Raw genomic sequence first — 16920 nt, 5'->3', positions numbered from 1 at the left:
TTGACCGCCGTGATGACGGTGATCAACGAGACGAGGATCATGATGAGGTTGCGACGCACCACCCCAGCCTACGAAAAAGAACCCGCCCCCGGCTGCACGGCGCAGCGGGGGCGGGTTCCTCGGACGAAAGAGGTCAGCTGTTCAGGCTAGTTCTTGCGACCGGTGGCGGCGACATACTCGCGGTAGAAACGACGACCGCGGTGGATGAGGCCGAAGCCGAGGACCAGCAGCACGACCGCAGTGACAGCACCGATGATCATGAACAGCGTGGTGTTCCACTCGGCGGTGGCGACACCCTGACCCCAGAGAAGCGTTGCCGCCATCCAGATCATGATGCCGAAGCCGGCCAGGGAGGTGAGCACGAGGCCCATGCCGATCCAGGTGGAGGCGCGCTCCAGGGAGGAGTGCGGGGCGCTCAGGGAGTTCGGCTCGTATCCCTCGATGTAGGAATCGTGGAGCTTCGGAGCGTAATCCGGGAAGCTCTCGGATGCCTGATCGGCGACCGCAAAGTTGTTGGAAGCCATAACCATTACTCGCTTTCGTCTCTCGTGAACTCGGTTATATGCCGAGTTTAGTCGTCCTTGCCGCGGAAGGCGGCACGTGCGCGCTCCTTGGTGACGGCGGCGACGGCGGTCAGCGGGATACCCGCCGGGCAGACGTCGGCGCACTCACCGAAGAGGGTGCAGTGACCGAAGTTGGTCTCGAGCTCGTCCACCATCTGGCGGGCGCGCTTGCCGCGCTCCTCCTTGCCGAGCGGCATGAGGGAGAGGTGGACCAGCTTGGCACCGGTGAACAGGTGGGCGGCACCGTTCGGGCAGGCGGCGACACAGGCGCCACAGCCGATGCAGGCCGCGTGGTCGAGAGCGAACTCTGCGGTCTCGTGGTTGAGGTGCAGGGTGTCGGCGTCCGGGGCGGTGCCGGCGTTGATGGAGACGTAGCCACCCTTCTGCATGACGCGGTCCAGGGAGGAACGGTCGACGACCATGTCCTTGATGACCGGGAATGCAGCGGAACGCAGCGGCTCCAGCTTGATGACGTCACCGTCGTTGTAGCCGACCAGACGCTGCTGGCAGGCCGGGGTGTTCTGACCCGGGCCGTGCGGACGGCCGTTGACCATCAGGCCACAGGTGCCACAGATGCCCTCGCGGCAGTCGGAGGCGAACATGTACGGCTCGCGGTTCTCCTCGACCAGACGGTTGTTCACGTGGTCCAGCAGCTCCAGGATCGACATCTGCGGAACCGCGTCCGGGACCTCGACGGTCTCGAAGGCGCCCTCGTGGGTCGGTCCGGCCTGCCGCCAGATCTCAAGTGTCAGCTTCATTACTTGTAGTTCCTTGTCTGCAGCGGGATCGATTCGAAGTACAGCGGGTCAGCGTGGCGGATGAACTTGCCCTCGCCGGCCGGCTCCCATGCGGAGACGAAGCACCAGTTCTCATCGTCGCGCTCTGCCTCGCCGTCCTCGGAGAGGTGGTCGTCGCGGAAGTGTGCACCACAGGACTCGTCACGGTCGAGGGCGTCGACGCACATGAGCTCGCCCAGGTCGATGTAGTCGGCGACACGTGCCGCGTACTCGAGGGCCTGGTTCATGTAGTTCTGCTCGCCCGGGATCTGGACGTTGGTCCAGAAGTCCTCGCGGATGGCGCGGATCTTGACGATCGCGTCCTGCAGGTCCTTGACGTTACGGGAGACACCGCAGGCGAAGTACAGCAGCTCGCCCAGCTGGCGGTGGTAGTACTCGGCGCCGTGCGGGTTCGGGCCCTTGATGTTGAGCAGACGGTCGATGCGGGCCTGGGCACGCTCGACAGCCTCAGCCGCCTCCGGGGAGTCAGCCGGCAGAACTTCCTCGCCCAGGTAGTTGGCCAGGTAGTTCGGGATGGTGAACGGCAGGGTGAACCAGCCGTCGACGGATGCGGACAGCAGCGAGTTGGCGCCCAGACGGTTGGCACCGTGGTAGGTCCAGGAGGCCTCACCGGCGGCGAAGAGGCCGTCGATGGAGGTCATCTCGTTGAAGTCGGTCCACAGGCCACCCATGGTGAAGTGGCAGGTGGGGGCGATACGCATCGGGGTGGTGTACGGGTCCTCACCGATGGCGTCCTGGTACATCTCGAAGAGGTTGGAGTAACGCTCGCGGATGGTCTCCTTGCCGAGGCGCTCGATGGCGTCACGGAAATCCAGGTACGCGGAGTTGTGCAGCGGGCCCACGCCGAGGCCGGCGTTGATCTGCTGGGAGATCGCACGGGATGCGACGTCACGCGGGACCAGGTTACCGAAGGCCGGGTAGCGGCGCTCCAGGAAGTAGTCGCGCTCGTCCTCCGGGATGGTGTTCGGGTCGCGGTCGTCCTTGGGCTCCTTCGGGGACCAGATGCGGCCGTCGTTACGCAGCGACTCGGACATCAGGATGGTCTTCGACTGCCAGGTCGCGTTGACCGGCAGGCCCGTCGGGTGGAACTGGATGAACGCCGGGGAGGCGAAGTAGGCGCCGAGCTCGTACGCACGCATCAGGGCGCCTGCGTTGGAGTTCTTGGCCAGGGTGGACATGTGGTACACGTTGCCGTAACCACCGGTGGCCAGCAGGACTGCGTGGCCGGTGTGAGCGGTCAGCTCACCGGTGATCAGGTTACGGGTGACGATGCCCTCGCAGCGCTTCTTGCCGTCCTTGTTGGTCACGATGAGATCGACCACGTCAGCGTGGGTGAAGATCTCGACGTTGCCCAGGCCGATCTGGCGGGTGAGCGCAGAGGCGGTGGACAGCTGCAGCTGCTGACCCGTCTGACCACGGGTGTAGTAGGTGCGGGACACCTGGACACCACCGAAGGAACGGGTGGCCAGGGTGCCGCCGTACTCGCGGGCGAACGGGGCGCCGATGGCGTTCATGTGGTCGATGACACGGCCGGACTCGATGGCGAGACGCCAGCAGTCGGACTCACGGCAGCGGTAGTCGCCGCCCTTGACGGTGTCCTTGACGTGGCGGTAGGCGCCGTCGTTGTCGACCTTCTTGCCGCGGGCGGAGTTGACGCCACCCTGGGCGGCGATGGAGTGCGCACGGCGCGGGGCGTCGTGGTAGGTGTACACCTTCACGTCGTAGCCCAGCTCGCCGAGGGCGGCTGCGGCGGCGCCACCGGACAGGCCGGTGCCGACGACGAGGACCTTGAACTTGCGGCGGTTCAGCGGAGACACAAGGTTCATGTGCTCCTTCTGGTACTCCCACATGTCCTTGGTCGGGACACCCTTCGGCTCGGCGTTGTCCAGGACGGTGCCGGGGACGACACCTTCGACGACGGAGGCCGGGTGACGGAACTCAGGACGAGAAGCAGTCTCGGTGTTGCTCATGTTTATTCAGAACTTCCCTTCAGGACCTAGCTGAGCCAGCCCAGTGCGATGGACAGCGGCATCGAGATGTTGCCGATCATGACGATCGCCGGCACGAGGTAGGCGACGACGAGCAGGGCCTTGCGCCAGCGCTTGCCGGTGATGCCCAGGTCGGACACGGCGAGCCAGATGCCGTGGGACAGGTGCAGGAACAGCACGACCATGGCGAGGATGTAGAAGATGGCGACCGGCCAGCGGGAGAAGCTGGCGATGAGGTTCGCGTAGATCTCGCCGTGGACGAAGGCCTCCGGGGCGGCCGGGGTGACACCCATGGTCAGGTCCAGGATGTGGAAGACGATGAACAGCAGCAGGATGATGCCGGTGATCAGCATCGTGCGGCTGGAGAAGGTGTTCAGGCCACCGACCAGGTTGGTGCGGGCGAACTTGCCGCGGGAGACGCGGGAGCGGCCGTGCAGGGCGAAGGCACCGTGGATGTGCAGCACGATGGCCGCCAGGAGCACGATGCGGAACAGCCACAGGAAGGACTCGCGCGGGAGGACCGGAGCACCCATGGTGCGGAGGAACTCTCCGTACTCATTGATGGCGGCGATGCCGTTGTGGTCCGGCATGTAGATCTTCAGGTTTCCGACCATGTGAACCAGGACATAGAGTCCGAAGATGAGGCCGGTGACGGCCATCACCAGCTTGATGGCCCAGGTCGGGTAGGACGGCCGCTCGCGCAGCGGCTTCTCGGTAATTTTGCCGTGGACGATTGCGTCACGGTCTGCGTTTTTAACAGTCATGGCACCTCCAGTGTCGCTCATACTTTACGATCAGTGCCCCGGTGGCGACCACTTTCAGACAACCTGGCCGCCCACTTCCCCCCGTTGTCACACCCGCAACAACCATCGCCTGAGGTGAGGCTTGCCTTAGCATTTCGGCATAAAATGGACATAAAACGGCCCCAGCCACGACACATGACGTTCGACGGGGCCTTTTTGTTCCCGATCCGGGGCATTTGTCAGGATACTGTGAGGTTGCTCACCCGCGATCCTGAAACCAACCCCGCCCACCCCGTTAGGTATCAAACTTTCGGCTAGTGCCAGGCGTCAACAAGTTTCCCACCACAATATTCGCTGATTCCCCGAGGGGTCTTACACAAAGTTCGCAAAGGATGCCTGTGAGTGAGGGGCGTCACGCTACGATGTCGGGCATGGGAAAGACCTACGTGGGTTCGCGCCTGCGCCAGCTGCGCCGCGAACGAGACCTCAGCCAGGCCTCACTTGCGGCGACACTCGGCCTGTCAGCCAGTTACGTCAACCAGATCGAGCATGACGTCCGGCCGTTGACCGTGCCCGTCCTGCTCCGCATCACCGAGGCATTCGGCGTCGACGCCACCTTCTTCTCCCGCGACGACGACTCCCGTCTGCTCGCCGAGATCCAGGACGTCGTGCTGGACAAGGAGCTGTGCCCGAACCCGGTGGAGCTGCAGGAGCTCTCCGAGCTCGTGTACAACCACCCCGCGATCGCCCGGACGATGGTCGACATGCACCGCCGCTACCGCAACGTCCGCGACAAGCTGTCCATCGCCACGGACACGCGTCGTCACGCCGACCCGGTCAACGGGGGCGGCCCGCAGGCACTGTCGATGCCCCACGACGAGGTGCGCGACTTCTTCTACGCCCGCCAGAACTACCTGGACAACCTCGACACCGCCGCGGAGGGCATCTCCGGGGAGCTGGGCGTCGAGCGCTTCTCCATCCGCAACACGGAGGAGGCCCTGGCCAGCCGCCTGCGGGAGCGCCACGGCATCGAGATCACCACGTCCGCCGAGCTCGACGGCACCCTGCACCGCCTGGACCGCAACACCGGGCACCTGCAGCTCGCGAACCGCCTCAACACCGGTCAGCGGGCCTTCCGCATGGGCATGGAGCTGGCCTACCTGGAGGCCAACGACGACATCGAGTCGCTGGTCGCCGAGGAGAACTTCACCTCGGACGCGTCCGCCAACCTGGCGCGCCGCGGCATCGCCAGCTACTTCGCCGCCGCCGTGCTCCTCCCCTACAAGGGCATCCACTCGGAGGCGGAGCGCTCGGGCTACGACGTCGACTTCCTCTGCCACGTCTTCGGCGTGGGCTACGAGACGGTCGCCAGCCGCCTGTCCACCCTGCAGCGCCCCAAACTGCGGGGCATCCCCTTCACCTTCGTGCGCGTCGACCGGGCGGGCAACATGTCCAAGCGCCAGTCGGCGACCGGCTTCCACCTGGCGAACTCCGGCGGCACCTGCCCCCTGTGGAACATCTACGAGACGTTCACCAACCCCGGCACCATCCTGCGTCAGCTGGCGCAGATGCCCGACGGCCGCAACTACCTGTGGATCGCCCGCACCGTGCGCCACCACCGCGGCCGTTTCGGGGACACCGGCAAGCTCTTCGCCATCGGCCTGGGCTGCGAGGCCCGCCACGCCGACCGCACGGTCTACGCGCAGGGACTCAACCTCGCCGACCTGTCCAGCGCCACCCCGATCGGCGCCGGCTGCCGCGTGTGCCCGCGGGAGAACTGCGCGCAGCGCGCGTTCCCGCCGATCCACGAGGAGATCACCATCGACGCCCACCGGTCGTCGGTCGCGCCCTACAACTAGGCGCTTGGCGACGCCCCGGGGGCGTCGGAAAGCATGAGAAAAGGGGCCTCCCAGCCGGGAGGCCCCTTTTTCCGGGGGACTAGAAGTTGATCATGTGGCCGTCGATGCCGTGTGCGGCCTCCTTGACGGCCTCCGACAGGGTCGGGTGGATGTGGACCGCGCGGCTGATCTCCTCGGTGGTGAGATCGTAGTTCTGCGCGAGGACCAGCTCGTTGAGCAGCTCGGACGCGTTGGCGCCGACCAGGTGGCCGCCCAGCAGCTCGCCGTACTCGGCGTCGGCGACGATCTTGGCGAAGCCCTCGGTCTCGGCCAGGCCGACGGCCTTGCCGTTCGCGGAGAACGGGAAGGACGCGACCTTGATCTCGCGGTCCGGCCACTTCTCCTTGGCCTGCGCCTCGGTGTAGCCGAAGGACGCGACCTGCGGGTTACAGAAGGTGGCGCGCGGCATCATCATGTAGTCGCCCAGCTCGTGGGTCTCGGCGCCGGCGATGGTCTCGGCGGCGACGATGCCCTGCGCCTCGGCGACGTGGGCCAGCTGCAGCTTGGCGGTGACGTCACCGATGGCGTAGATGTGCTCGACGTTGGTGCGCATGAAGTCGTCGATGGCGATGGCACCGCGCTCGGTGAGCTCGACGCCGGTGTTCTCCAGGCCGAAGCCCTCGACACGCGGGCGGAAGCCGACGGAGACGAGGACGCGGTCGGCGACGATGGTCTCGGTCTTGTCCGAGCCCTTCTTCTGGTAGTCGACCTCGACGGAGTCGCCGTTGTCGCGCACGGCGGTGGTGGCGTGGCCCGGGAGGAGCGTGACGCCCATCTTCTTGTAGGCCTTGGCGATGACCTTGGAGACGTCCTCGTCCTCGTTCGGCAGGACACGGTCCATGTACTCGATGACGGTGACGTCGACGCCGTAGTTGGAGAGCACGTAGGCGAACTCCATGCCGATGGCGCCGGCACCGACGATGACCATCTTCTCCGGGGCGACCGGGTTGAGGATCTGCTCCTCGTAGGAGACGACGTTCTCGGAGAACTCGACGCCACGGAGGCTGTTGACCACGGAGCCGGTGGCGATGATGCAGTCGTCGAAGGTGACGACCTTGCCGGCGTCCTTGCCCTCGCTGACCTCGATGGTCTTGGCGTCCCTGAAGGTTCCGAAGCCGTCGATCTCGGTGATCTTGTTCTTCTTCATCAGGTAGTGGACGCCGCCGACGATCTTCTCCGACACCTGACGGGAGCGCTTGTGGGCGTCCTCGTAGTTGAAGGAGACGTCGCCGTTGATGCCGAACGTCTTCTTCTCGTGCGTGAAGATGTGGGCGATCTCGGCGTTCTTGATCAGCGCCTTCGAGGGGATGCAGCCCACGTTGAGGCAGACTCCGCCCCAGTACTGCTTCTCGACGACAGCAACCTTCTTGCCGAGCTGGGCTGCGCGGATGGCGGCGACGTAGCCACCGGGGCCCGCACCGAGTACAACAACGTCATAATGTTCAGTCACGCCACCAAGGATAGGTGACCGTTTCCCCCGTGTCACCGCCCCCCACAAAAGGATCCCGCCCCCGTGGGGGCGGTGGGACGGTGGCGGGACTGTGGTGCCGCAACGACGAACGCCCCGACCGGGGGCCGGGGCGTCGATAAGCAGATGCTTCCGGGGTCGACCTAGAAGAGGCCGATGGCCAGTGCGGCGTTGGAGGAAGCGGAGGACAGGGCGTGGATGCCCGGGCCGACGAAGTTGTTGATGGCGACGATGATCTGCTCGAAGATGGACATGTGTGCCTTCTCTCTGTGATGTCAGTTGGTTCTGTCAGGCGTCAGTGAGTACTAACGGCGCTCTGCGGCGAAATGTTACGCGACTTCCCCCACACGTAGTCATCGACTTATGACACGTAAAACACTTGCCCACCATCCATAACTTCAGTAACTTGAGTGCAGGTAGAGACTGAACTTTCCACCCCCGCCGGATGAGCACTTTCGGGGGTGGGCCGTTAACATACGGATCAGTCGCTACGATGTACCCCTGTGAACGCAGCAACACCCAGCTGTTGTGCGTCGTAGAGAAGTAGAACACTTTCGCAACAACGAACCTAGGAAGCCACTCCATGAAGTTCCTCCGCAAGATTGCCGCACCGGTCGCGGCCCTCGCCATCGGTGCCTCCGCTCTCGCGACCCCGGTTGCTGGCGCCTCCGAAGTCACCGTCGCCCAGGTCCAGGGTGACCACCGCGCCTCCGAGATCAAGGACTTCCCGAAGGCCTCGATCACCGAGGGCTCCCGCGAGTGGCGCAAGCTGACCAAGAACGACGACCGTGTCAAGCACGTCAAGGCCTGGTCCGAGTCCATGGGCCGTGACATCCCGATCGCCATCATCACCCCGAACGGCAACTTCGACGAGTCCCGCCCGACCATCTACATGCTCAACGGCGCCGGCGGCGCGGAGCAGAACATGGACTGGATCGCCTCCGCCCCGATCGTCGACTTCTACAAGGACAAGAACGTCAACGTCGTCATCCCGATGGAGGGCGCGTTCTCCTACTACATCAACTGGGCCGACGACTCCCACAACCCGGGCAACGGCTACCTCGAGGGCAAGCAGCAGTGGGAGACCTTCCTGCTCCGCGAGCTCCCGGCCGGCATCGAGCCGTACATGAACGCCAACGGCAAGCGCGGCATCGGCGGCTACTCCATGTCCGCCACCTCCGCCCTGCTGCTGGCCGAGAAGGCCCCGAAGTTCTTCGACGTCGCAGGCTCCTTCTCCGGCTGCGCCGAGACCGTCTCCCCGGTGGGCTACTACTCCGCTGAACTGACCGTCAACCGCGCCGGCGCCACCGCCGCCCAGATGTTCGGCCCGATGGGCTCCCCGCACAACGTCGCCAACGACGCCCTCATCCACGCCGAGGGCCTGCGCGGCACCGAGCTCTACATCTCCAACGCCACCGGCCTCGCCGGCGCGTGGGACATGCCGGGCCACTACATCGCCCAGGGCTACGACCCGGCCGTCGCCTCCTCCGGCGCCGCGACCCTCATCGTCGAGGGCGGCATCATCGAGGCCACCACCAACATCTGCACCCACAATCTGAAGGCCAAGCTGGACAAGCTGGGCATTCCGGCCGACTGGAACCTGCGTCCGACCGGTACCCACTCCTGGAACTACTGGATCGACGACCTGAACAACTCCTGGCCGACCTTCGCCCGCGCACTGGACGTCTAGAGCGTGTTACGAAAATCCGGTGAGTGAGACCGGCGTGTCATAAACAGCAACGAGGGTCTCCCCGCGCACGCTGTTGGTGTCGAATCATCAACGCTTGCAAGGAAACCCTCGTTGCCTACTGTACCGCCCTCAGCACGCCATGACCTCACCGACGCTGAATGGGACCTGCTTGTCCCACTGCTACCGGCCCCGTCACGGCGGGGACGCCCCCGCACCTGGGACCTACGGTCCCTGGTCAACGGCATCTTCTTTCGCATCCGCACCGGCTGCCCGTGGCGCGATGTCCATGAGCGCTACGGCCCCTGGTGGCGGGTCCACGATCTGTTCGCCCGGCTGCGGGCCAACGGAGTATGGGAGAACGTGCACACCCGGCTGCTCACCCACGCCCAGGAGAAAGGAAAACTCTCCTGGGAGGTCAGCGTGGATTCCACAACCACCCGTGGACATATCCACGCCGCGGGTGCACGGAAAGACAGCCCCCTCCGCCACCCGGGGGAGCCGGATCATCATGGGTTCGGCCGCTCGCGGGGCGGGTGGTCGACCAAGATCCATGTGGCCATTGACGCTGACTGCGGGGTGCTGTCCTTTGCGATCACCCCAGGTCAAGCCGGTGATGGTCCACAGATGGTGCGGGTACTGGAGAAAATCCGGGTGCCGTCCGCCACGCGTGGTCGGCCGCGGAAACGACCCGAGCGGGTGTTGGCGGACAAGGCGTATTCCTCACGGGCGAACCGGGCGTGGTTGCGGGCGCGGGGGATCAAGGCGACGATCTCCCAGCCGAAGGACCAGGTCGCCAACCGTCGGCGCAGGGGGTCGGCCGGTGGCCGACCCCCTGCCTTCGATGCCGTGGCTTACCAGCGGCGTAATGCCGTGGAGCGGGGTATCAACCGGATCAAGCAGCATCGTGGGTGTGCCACGCGTTTCGACAAGTTAGCGGTGCATTTCGAGGCCACGGTGCAGTTGGCGAATATCCGCTACTGGCTGAAACGACTTTCGTAACACCCTCTAGTCCGGTCCGAGCGACCGTCTGAACGACGCAACGACGCAGCGCCGTCCACCTCCGGGTGGGCGGCGCTGCCGCCTTTTCCGCCCGGCGTAGCCTGGACAGCATGACCGACACCGCTTTCCTCGAGTCCATCGATTCCCCCGAGGCCCTGGCCTGGGCGCAGGAGTGGTCGGACGCGACCGAACGTGATCTGCAGAATCCTGCTCTGCGGGACCGGATCCGCGCGGCCCTCGACATCGATGACCGCATCCCGTTCGTCGTCCGCCGCGGCGCACACCTCTACAACTTCTGGCGCGACGCCCGGCACATCCGCGGCGTGTGGCGCCGCACCACGCTCGACTCCTACCTCAGCGCCGACCCCGAGTGGGAGGTGCTTGTCGACGTCGACGCGCTCGCCGCCACCGAGCAGGAGAACTGGGTGTGGAAGGGGGCGCACGTGCGCACCCCGGACTTCGACCGCGCCCTGGTCCGCCTCTCCCGGGGCGGTGCCGACGCCACGGTGGTCCGCGAGTTCGACCTGCTCACCGGCGACTTCCTCGACGACGGCTTCGAGATCCCCGAGGCTAAGACGGACGTCAGCTGGCTCGACCTGGACACCCTGCTCGTGGGCACGGACACCGGCGAGGGCTCCCTGACCGCTTCCGGCTACCCCGCGCAGGTGCGCGTGTGGCGCCGCGGCACCGCGCTTGCCGACGCCCCCGTCTACACCTCCGGCCGCTTCGACGACGTCGCCGTCGGCGCCTGGGCCGACACCACCCCCGGGCACGAACGCATCGTCGTCTCCCGGGCGCTGGACTTCTACCGCACCCGGCAGTGCGTCGCCCCGCTGGACCCGGACGCCCCGCTGCAGGTCCTGGAGATCCCCGAGGACTGCGACACGGTGATCCACCGACAGTGGCTGTTCCTCGCCCCGCGGGAGGCCTTCGCCGGGATCCCCGCCGGCGGCCTGGGCGTCATCGAGCTGGACCGTTTCCTCGCCGGGGAGCGCGACATCCGCCCGGTGTTCCTGCCGACGCCGCATGTCTCCCTGCAGTCCACGGCCTTCACCGCCGACCATCTGGTGCTGACGCTGCTGGACGACGTCGCCACCCGTATCAACGTGCACCCGCTGGCCGATCCCACGCAGCCGGGCCACGACCTGGAACTGCCGCCGCTGGTCACGGCGTCTGTGGTGGCCACGAGCCCCCTCGACGGCAACGAGGTGTGGCTGACCACCTCCTCGTTCACCGAGCCGACGACGCTCTACCGCCTCGACCTCGGGGAGGGGCTCGTGCCCACGGTGGTGCGCCGCTCCCCCACGCTCTTCGACGCCACGGGACTGGAGACCCGCCAGCACTGGGTCACCTCCGCCGACGGCACCCGGGTGCCCTACTTCATCACCGGCGACTTCTCCGGCGGCCCCCGCCCCACCCTGGTCGGCGGCTACGGCGGCTTCGAGGTCTCCCTCACCCCCGGCTACTCCGCGGTCCGTGGCATCGGCTGGCTCGAGAAGGGCCGCCACTTCGTGCAGCCCAACCTGCGCGGCGGCGGCGAGTTCGGCCCCGACTGGCACAACCAGGTGGTCAAGACCAACCGGCACAAGGTGTGGGAGGACCACGAGGCGGTGCTCGCGGACCTGGTGGAACGCGGCTACGCCGCACCGGAGCAGATCGCCATCCGGGGCGGCTCCAACGGCGGGCTGCTCACCTCCGGTGCCCTGACGATGTACCCGGAGCGCTTCGGGGCGGCCGTCGTCCAGGTCCCTCTCACCGACATGCTCCGCTACCACACGTGGTCGGCGGGCGCGTCCTGGATGGCGGAGTACGGCGACCCGGACGACCCGGTGGAACGCGCCGCGATCGAGTCGTGGTCCCCGTTGCAGAGGGTGGAGGCGGGCGTCGAGAAGCAGTATCCCCCGGCGCTCGTGACCACCTCGACGCGCGATGACCGCGTGCACCCCGCGCACGCGCGGCTGTTCGCGCACGCGCTGCGGGCCGCCGGGCAGCCGGTCGACTACTTCGAGAACATCGAGGGCGGGCACGCCGGCGCCGCCGACAACGCTCAGGTGGCGCGCGTCGAGGCGCTGATCTTCGAGTGGCTCAATCAGCAGGTCGGATAGGTGCTCGGTAACATCTTCAGGATCATGACCAGAAACAGGCTGCGCACCACCCCCGTCCCCGGCATCCGCGACGCGTACACCGGCATCGACTTCAACCTCGGTTACCATGTCCGGTCCTACCATCTGGACCTGAACTACCGGGTGGGGCCCAACCGCCTGGAGGGCATTGCCACGCTGCAGCTGGACAACTGGCAGGACCTGCCCTCGATGACGCTCGACCTGTCGCCCGCGCTGCGCGTCACCCGCGTCACGGCCACCGGCAGCGCCGGCGTGCCGGTCCGCGTGGCCCGCTTCCGCCAGTCCGGCGGCAAGCTGCGCCTCAGCTTCGCGCAGCCGGTCCCGGTGGACACCGAGTTCTCCCTGGTCATCCGCTACGCGGGCACCCCGAAGCCGATCCGTTCCGTCTGGGGGGACCTCGGGTGGGAGGAGCTGGAGAACGGCGCGCTCGTCGCCTCCCAGCCCGTCGGCGCGCCGAGCTGGTTCCCCTGCGACGACACGCCCGACGAGAAGGCGCGCTACGAGATCGTCGTCACCACCGACAACCCGTACATCGTCGCCGTCAACGGCACGCTCCTGTCGAAGCGGTCCTCCGGCTCACGCACCCGCTGGCACTACCGCGTCGGTCACCCGATGGCCTCCTACCTGGCGACCGTCCAGATCGGCGAGTACATCCAGCTGATGCTCTCCGAGCCGGACGCCACCGTGCCGGTCCGCGCCTGGGTGCCGCCGGCGCTGCGGGACTCCGCCCGTGCCGAGTTCGCCGACCAGCAGCGCATGATCGACGTCTTCACCGAGCTGTTCGGCCCCTACCCTTTCAACTCCTACTCCGTGGTGGTCACCGAGGACGAGCTGGAGATCCCCCTCGAGGCGCAGGGCCTGTCCATCTTCGGGTCCAACCACATCAAGGGTGACCACGCCTGGGAGCGTCTCATCGCCCACGAGCTGTCCCACCAGTGGTTCGGCAACTCCCTCGGCCTGGCCCAGTGGAACGACATCTGGCTCAACGAGGGTTTCGCCTGCTACGCCGAGTGGCTGTGGTTCGAGCACTCCGCGAACCGGCACGCCACGGTGTCGGCCCGCGAGCACTACGAGGAGCTGCGCCGCAAGCCGCAGGACCTGCTCCTGTCGAACCCGGGGCCGCGGGACATGTTCGACGACCGCGTGTACAAGCGTGGTGCGCTGACCGTCCACGCCCTGCGCGTCCTGCTCGGCGACGACGCCTTCTTCCGCATGCTCCGCCGCTACGTCGCCGCCGGTGCGCACTCCGTGGTCGAGCCGGTCGACCTCAAGCGCGAGGTCCTGGCCGCCGCAGCGGAGGTCGGGGTGCCGGAGACGGACGTCAAGCGGCTCTGGCACGCCTGGCTGCATGAGAAGACGCTCCCGGAGTTCCCGCGGTGAGCCCCGCATGAGGGCGCTGAGCCTGGCGACGGTCTTCGCCGCCCTGGCCGGGTTCGTCGTCATGTACCTGGCATCGTGGACCCTCGACACCGGGGGTTTCGCGGCGTTCCAGGCCTACTGGGGTCTGTTCTTCGCCGCGACTGGCGCCCTCGACGGCATCATGCAGGAGACCACCCGCGGGGTGTCCGCGGCGCGGTCCACCGGACGGCACGGGACGGGGCGTCCGTGGCGTCTCGGCGCGTGGATCGGTGGTGCGGTGCTGGTGACGGCCCTGCTCGTCGGCGCGGTGTGGTTGCCCGCACTGCTGCGGGGTGAGGCTCCGGTACCCCTGGCCACCGTGTTTCTCGCGTTCGGCCTGCTCACCTACGCCTTCCAGGCGGTGCTGTCGGGCATCCTCTCCGGCCTCGGCCTGTGGAACCGCTACGCCGGGCTGGTGGCACTCGACTCCGGCGTGCGCCTACTGCTGGCGCTGCTGGCCTGGCAGCTGGGCTGGGGCATGACGACGTTCCTGGTCATCACCGTGATCGGTGCCCTGAGCTGGCTCATCGTGCTGCGGGGCGTGCCCCGGGGTGTGCTTGTCGACGTCTCCCGTGCCGCCCTCACCCGCCGCGTCGGGTCCGCCATGCTGGCCACCGGCTCCTCCGCGGCACTGATCACCGGGTTCCCGGTCTTCGTGCAGTCGACCTCGGAACCGGACGCCGGGACCGTGGTGACGGTCGCCGGCATCATCAACGCGGTCATCCTGACCCGCGCCCCCATCCTCGTGCCGCTGCAGCGCTTCCAGTCGGCGCTCATCGTGCGTTTCGTGGAGCGGCGGGAGAGCCTCTACCGGGCGGCCGCCGTGCCGCTGCTGGCCGTGCTCGGGGCGGGACTGGTCGGGGCGGGGCTGGCCTGGCTGCTAGGGCCGTGGATCCTCACGGTCTTCTTCCGCCCCGACTACTTCGTGCCCGGCGGGCTGCTGGCGGTGCTCACCTTCGCCTCGGCCTGCACGGGGGCGCTCATGGTCACCGGCGCCGCGACCCTGGCCTGCGAGAGGCACCGGGCCTATGTCCTGGGCTGGGCGAGCGCCTCGGTGGCGGCGTTCGGCGTGCTGTGGCTGGCCCCGCTGTCCCTGGAGGCGGGCGTGTGCGTGGCCCTCATCGCCGGACCACTGCTCGGCGGGCTGGTGCACCTGGCGTCCCTGCGGGGAGCGCTGGTGGCGGACCGGGCAGGCGAATAGCGGTTCGTCAGCGGGCGGTGTCGCGCACCGCCGCGGGGTCCACCCCCACCAGACGCAGCGCCATGTCCGCGTAGCAGTCGATGAGCTCCTGCTGGGTGAGGCGCCCCTCCCGGTCGTACCAGAGCGGGATGCCGATACCCATGTCCAGCAGCGCGAAGCAGGTGATGCGCCGGTCGGCCACGGTGAACTGCCCGGACTCCACACCCTCGTCGATGATCGCCTGCCACCGGGACACGTAGTCGCGCCGCAGCTGGTGGACCATGCTGCGGTGCGGCTCCGCCAGGGCGGTGACCTGGGTGTTGATCACGCGTGTGGCCACCACGTTCTCGGTGTGGAACTGGACGTGCGCGATCATGCTCCGGTGGAGCTTGTCCACCGGTTCCACCGCCCCCGCCAGGGCGCGGGCGTGGGTGCGCAGCTGGTCCTCCATGGTGCGCAGCAGGGCGTCGGAAAGCACCTCCTGCTTGGAGCGGAAGTGGTTGTACAGGCTCGAGGTGCCCATGCCGACGGCGGTGGCGATGTCCTCCATCCCCGTGCCGAAGTAGCCCCGCTGGGCGAAGAGTTCGATCGCGGCGGCCGAGATCTGGTCCCGTCTGCGCTGGTTCGCCATGGTGTGTCCTCATTCCTCCGCGACCGCCCCTCCGGCGGATTCTCCCGGTAAGCCTATCCCACCCCGGCACCACCCCCTCACCCCCTGCACGCTGCCGCCGCGGGGAAATCCCTGCCGGACGCTTGACAGGAAATGAAACCTGCCTCACACTTTCCATACGAATTGTGATTCGTATGTTCTCCCCCACCGACCCCGCCCACCGCAAAGGACCCGCCGCCGTGCCCCACACCACCCTGCCCCTCACCGACGAGACGGACTTCTACCAGATCTTCGCCGACGTCCCCGCCGCCGACCTGGACGCCTGGCAGCGCGCCGCCGCCTTCGGCGACCGGGCCCGGGCGGAGATCAACGGGTACTGGGAGCGCGGCGAGTACCCGCTCCACCTCGTGCAGGACATGGCCGCGAACGGCCTGCTCTCCGACGGCGCCGACATCCCCGGCGAGGAACGCCTCAGCCCCCTCGCCGCCGGCTTGGTCGCCATGGAGATCGCCCGCGCCGACGGCTCCATGGCCACCACGCTCGCCGTCCAGGGCGGACTGGTGATCAACACCATCGACAAGCTGGGGTCCGAGGAGCAGCGCCAGCACTGGCTGCCCCTGCTCAGCTCCGGACAGGTCCTGGGGGCGTTCGGCCTGACCGAGCCGGACCACGGCTCCGACTCCATCGCCCTGGAGACCACCGCCGTCCGGGACGGGGACTCCTGGGTGCTCAACGGCGCGAAGCGCTGGATCGGTCAGGGCGCCTGCGGTGACGTCACCGTCATCTGGGCCCGCATGGACGACGGCGAGGTCGGCGCCTTCCTCGTCGACCAGCTCTCCCCCGGCTACCACGCGGAGACGATGGAGGGGAAGGCCGTGCTGCGCGCCATCCCCCAGGCACTGATCACCCTCACCGACGTCCGCGTGCCCGACAGCCGCCGCCTGCCCGGCGCGACCTCCTTCCGGGCCGCCGCCGAGATCCTCACCGGCACCCGCTCGGGCGTGGCCTGGATGGCCCTCGGCCACGCCATCGCCTGCTACGAGGCGGCCCTCGAGCACGCGCAGAACCGTGTCCAGTTCCAGCGCCCGCTGGCCAGCTTCCAGCTCATCCAGCAGCGCCTGGCGGACATGCTGATGAAGATCGTGTCCATGTCCCTGTACTGCCGCCGCCTGGCGGAGCTGTCGGAGCAGGGTGCCCTGCGCCCCGACCAGGCCTCCCTGGCGAAGGTGCACAACACCCGCGCCGCCCGCGCGGTGGCCGCCGACGCCCGCGACATGCTCGGCGGTTCCGGCATCCTCCTGGAGAACCACGTCATCCGCCACATGCTCGACCTCGAGGCGATCCACACCTACGAGGGGACCGACAGCATGCAGTCCCTCATCGTGGGCAAGTCGGTCACCGGCGTCAGCGCCTTCCGCTGATCCGACAAAGGAAAGATGGGGGCCTCCCACCCGCCCGGGTGG

The 16920-nt window shown here is 67.4% G+C and carries 13 protein-coding genes; 7 read left to right on the top strand and 6 right to left on the bottom strand.

Annotated elements, in window-relative coordinates; genetic code table 11:
• Positions 1 to 146: 146 nt before the first annotated feature.
• From B842_RS01325 to B842_RS01310, 4 genes are read right to left on the bottom strand one after another with little or no spacing between them, the layout of a single operon-like run.
• Entirely contained in the window at positions 147 to 524 is a 378-nt protein-coding gene (locus tag B842_RS01325; RefSeq protein ID WP_040084744.1) for a hypothetical protein, read from the bottom strand.
• A gap of 47 nt (positions 525 to 571) precedes the next feature.
• Positions 572 to 1321: a succinate dehydrogenase/fumarate reductase iron-sulfur subunit gene (locus B842_RS01320; RefSeq protein WP_040084743.1), complete on the bottom strand. Its 750-nt coding sequence runs from the start codon at positions 1319 to 1321 to the stop codon at positions 572 to 574.
• Complete coding sequence (locus B842_RS01315; protein WP_040084741.1) at positions 1321 to 3330, bottom strand: fumarate reductase/succinate dehydrogenase flavoprotein subunit; 2010 nt, start codon at positions 3328 to 3330, stop codon at positions 1321 to 1323. The genes B842_RS01320 and B842_RS01315 overlap by 1 nt, the downstream gene beginning before the upstream one ends.
• A 26-nt stretch (positions 3331 to 3356) precedes the next feature.
• Positions 3357 to 4112, bottom strand: coding sequence for a succinate dehydrogenase cytochrome b subunit (locus B842_RS01310; protein WP_040084739.1), 756 nt, complete (start codon positions 4110 to 4112; stop codon positions 3357 to 3359).
• A gap of 410 nt (positions 4113 to 4522) precedes the next feature.
• Here B842_RS01310 and ramB point away from each other — a divergent pair, with 410 nt between their 5' ends.
• Positions 4523 to 5950, top strand: coding sequence for an acetate metabolism transcriptional regulator RamB (gene ramB / locus B842_RS01305; RefSeq protein WP_040087201.1), 1428 nt, complete (start codon positions 4523 to 4525; stop codon positions 5948 to 5950).
• A gap of 79 nt (positions 5951 to 6029) precedes the next feature.
• Here the strand turns inward: ramB and lpdA are convergent, their stop codons facing one another.
• Positions 6030 to 7439 carry a dihydrolipoyl dehydrogenase gene (lpdA, locus tag B842_RS01300; protein ID WP_040084738.1) on the bottom strand — a complete coding sequence of 470 codons (1410 nt, stop codon included), beginning with the start codon at positions 7437 to 7439 and terminating at the stop codon, positions 6030 to 6032.
• A gap of 601 nt (positions 7440 to 8040) precedes the next feature.
• On the opposite strand from lpdA, the gene B842_RS01295 reads away from it, so the two are divergent.
• From B842_RS01295 to B842_RS01275, 5 genes are all read left to right on the top strand, one after another.
• A complete protein-coding gene (locus tag B842_RS01295) occupies positions 8041 to 9147 on the top strand; it encodes an alpha/beta hydrolase (RefSeq protein WP_040084737.1) in 1107 nt (368 codons plus the stop codon).
• A 111-nt stretch (positions 9148 to 9258) separates the two neighbouring features.
• Entirely contained in the window at positions 9259 to 10146 is an 888-nt protein-coding gene (locus tag B842_RS01290) for an IS5 family transposase (protein ID WP_040084736.1), read from the top strand.
• A gap of 110 nt (positions 10147 to 10256) precedes the next feature.
• Positions 10257 to 12251: a prolyl oligopeptidase family serine peptidase gene (locus B842_RS01285; protein ID WP_040084735.1), complete on the top strand. Its 1995-nt coding sequence runs from the start codon at positions 10257 to 10259 to the stop codon at positions 12249 to 12251.
• A gap of 24 nt (positions 12252 to 12275) precedes the next feature.
• Entirely contained in the window at positions 12276 to 13649 is a 1374-nt protein-coding gene (locus B842_RS01280; RefSeq protein WP_040087199.1) for a M1 family metallopeptidase, read from the top strand.
• Between the two features lie 7 nt (positions 13650 to 13656).
• Positions 13657 to 14868, top strand: a complete 1212-nt coding sequence (locus B842_RS01275; RefSeq protein ID WP_040084734.1) for a polysaccharide biosynthesis protein — start codon at positions 13657 to 13659, stop codon at positions 14866 to 14868.
• Positions 14869 to 14875: 7 nt separating this feature from the next.
• On the opposite strand, the gene B842_RS01270 is transcribed toward B842_RS01275, so the two are convergent.
• The gene (locus tag B842_RS01270) at positions 14876 to 15478 is read right to left on the bottom strand and encodes a TetR/AcrR family transcriptional regulator (protein ID WP_040084733.1); all 603 of its coding nucleotides are present in this window, start codon (positions 15476 to 15478) and stop codon (positions 14876 to 14878) included.
• Positions 15479 to 15651: 173 nt separating this feature from the next.
• Here B842_RS01270 and B842_RS01265 point away from each other — a divergent pair, with 173 nt between their 5' ends.
• Entirely contained in the window at positions 15652 to 16878 is a 1227-nt protein-coding gene (locus tag B842_RS01265) for an acyl-CoA dehydrogenase family protein (protein WP_052437664.1), read from the top strand.
• Positions 16879 to 16920: the final 42 nt, after the last annotated feature.

The organism is Corynebacterium humireducens NBRC 106098 = DSM 45392 (assembly GCF_000819445.1).
Lineage (GTDB): Bacteria > Actinomycetota > Actinomycetes > Mycobacteriales > Mycobacteriaceae > Corynebacterium > Corynebacterium humireducens.
The sequence above is the reverse complement of the archived record's forward strand: the minus strand, read 5'-3'. Positions and strand labels throughout refer to the sequence as shown.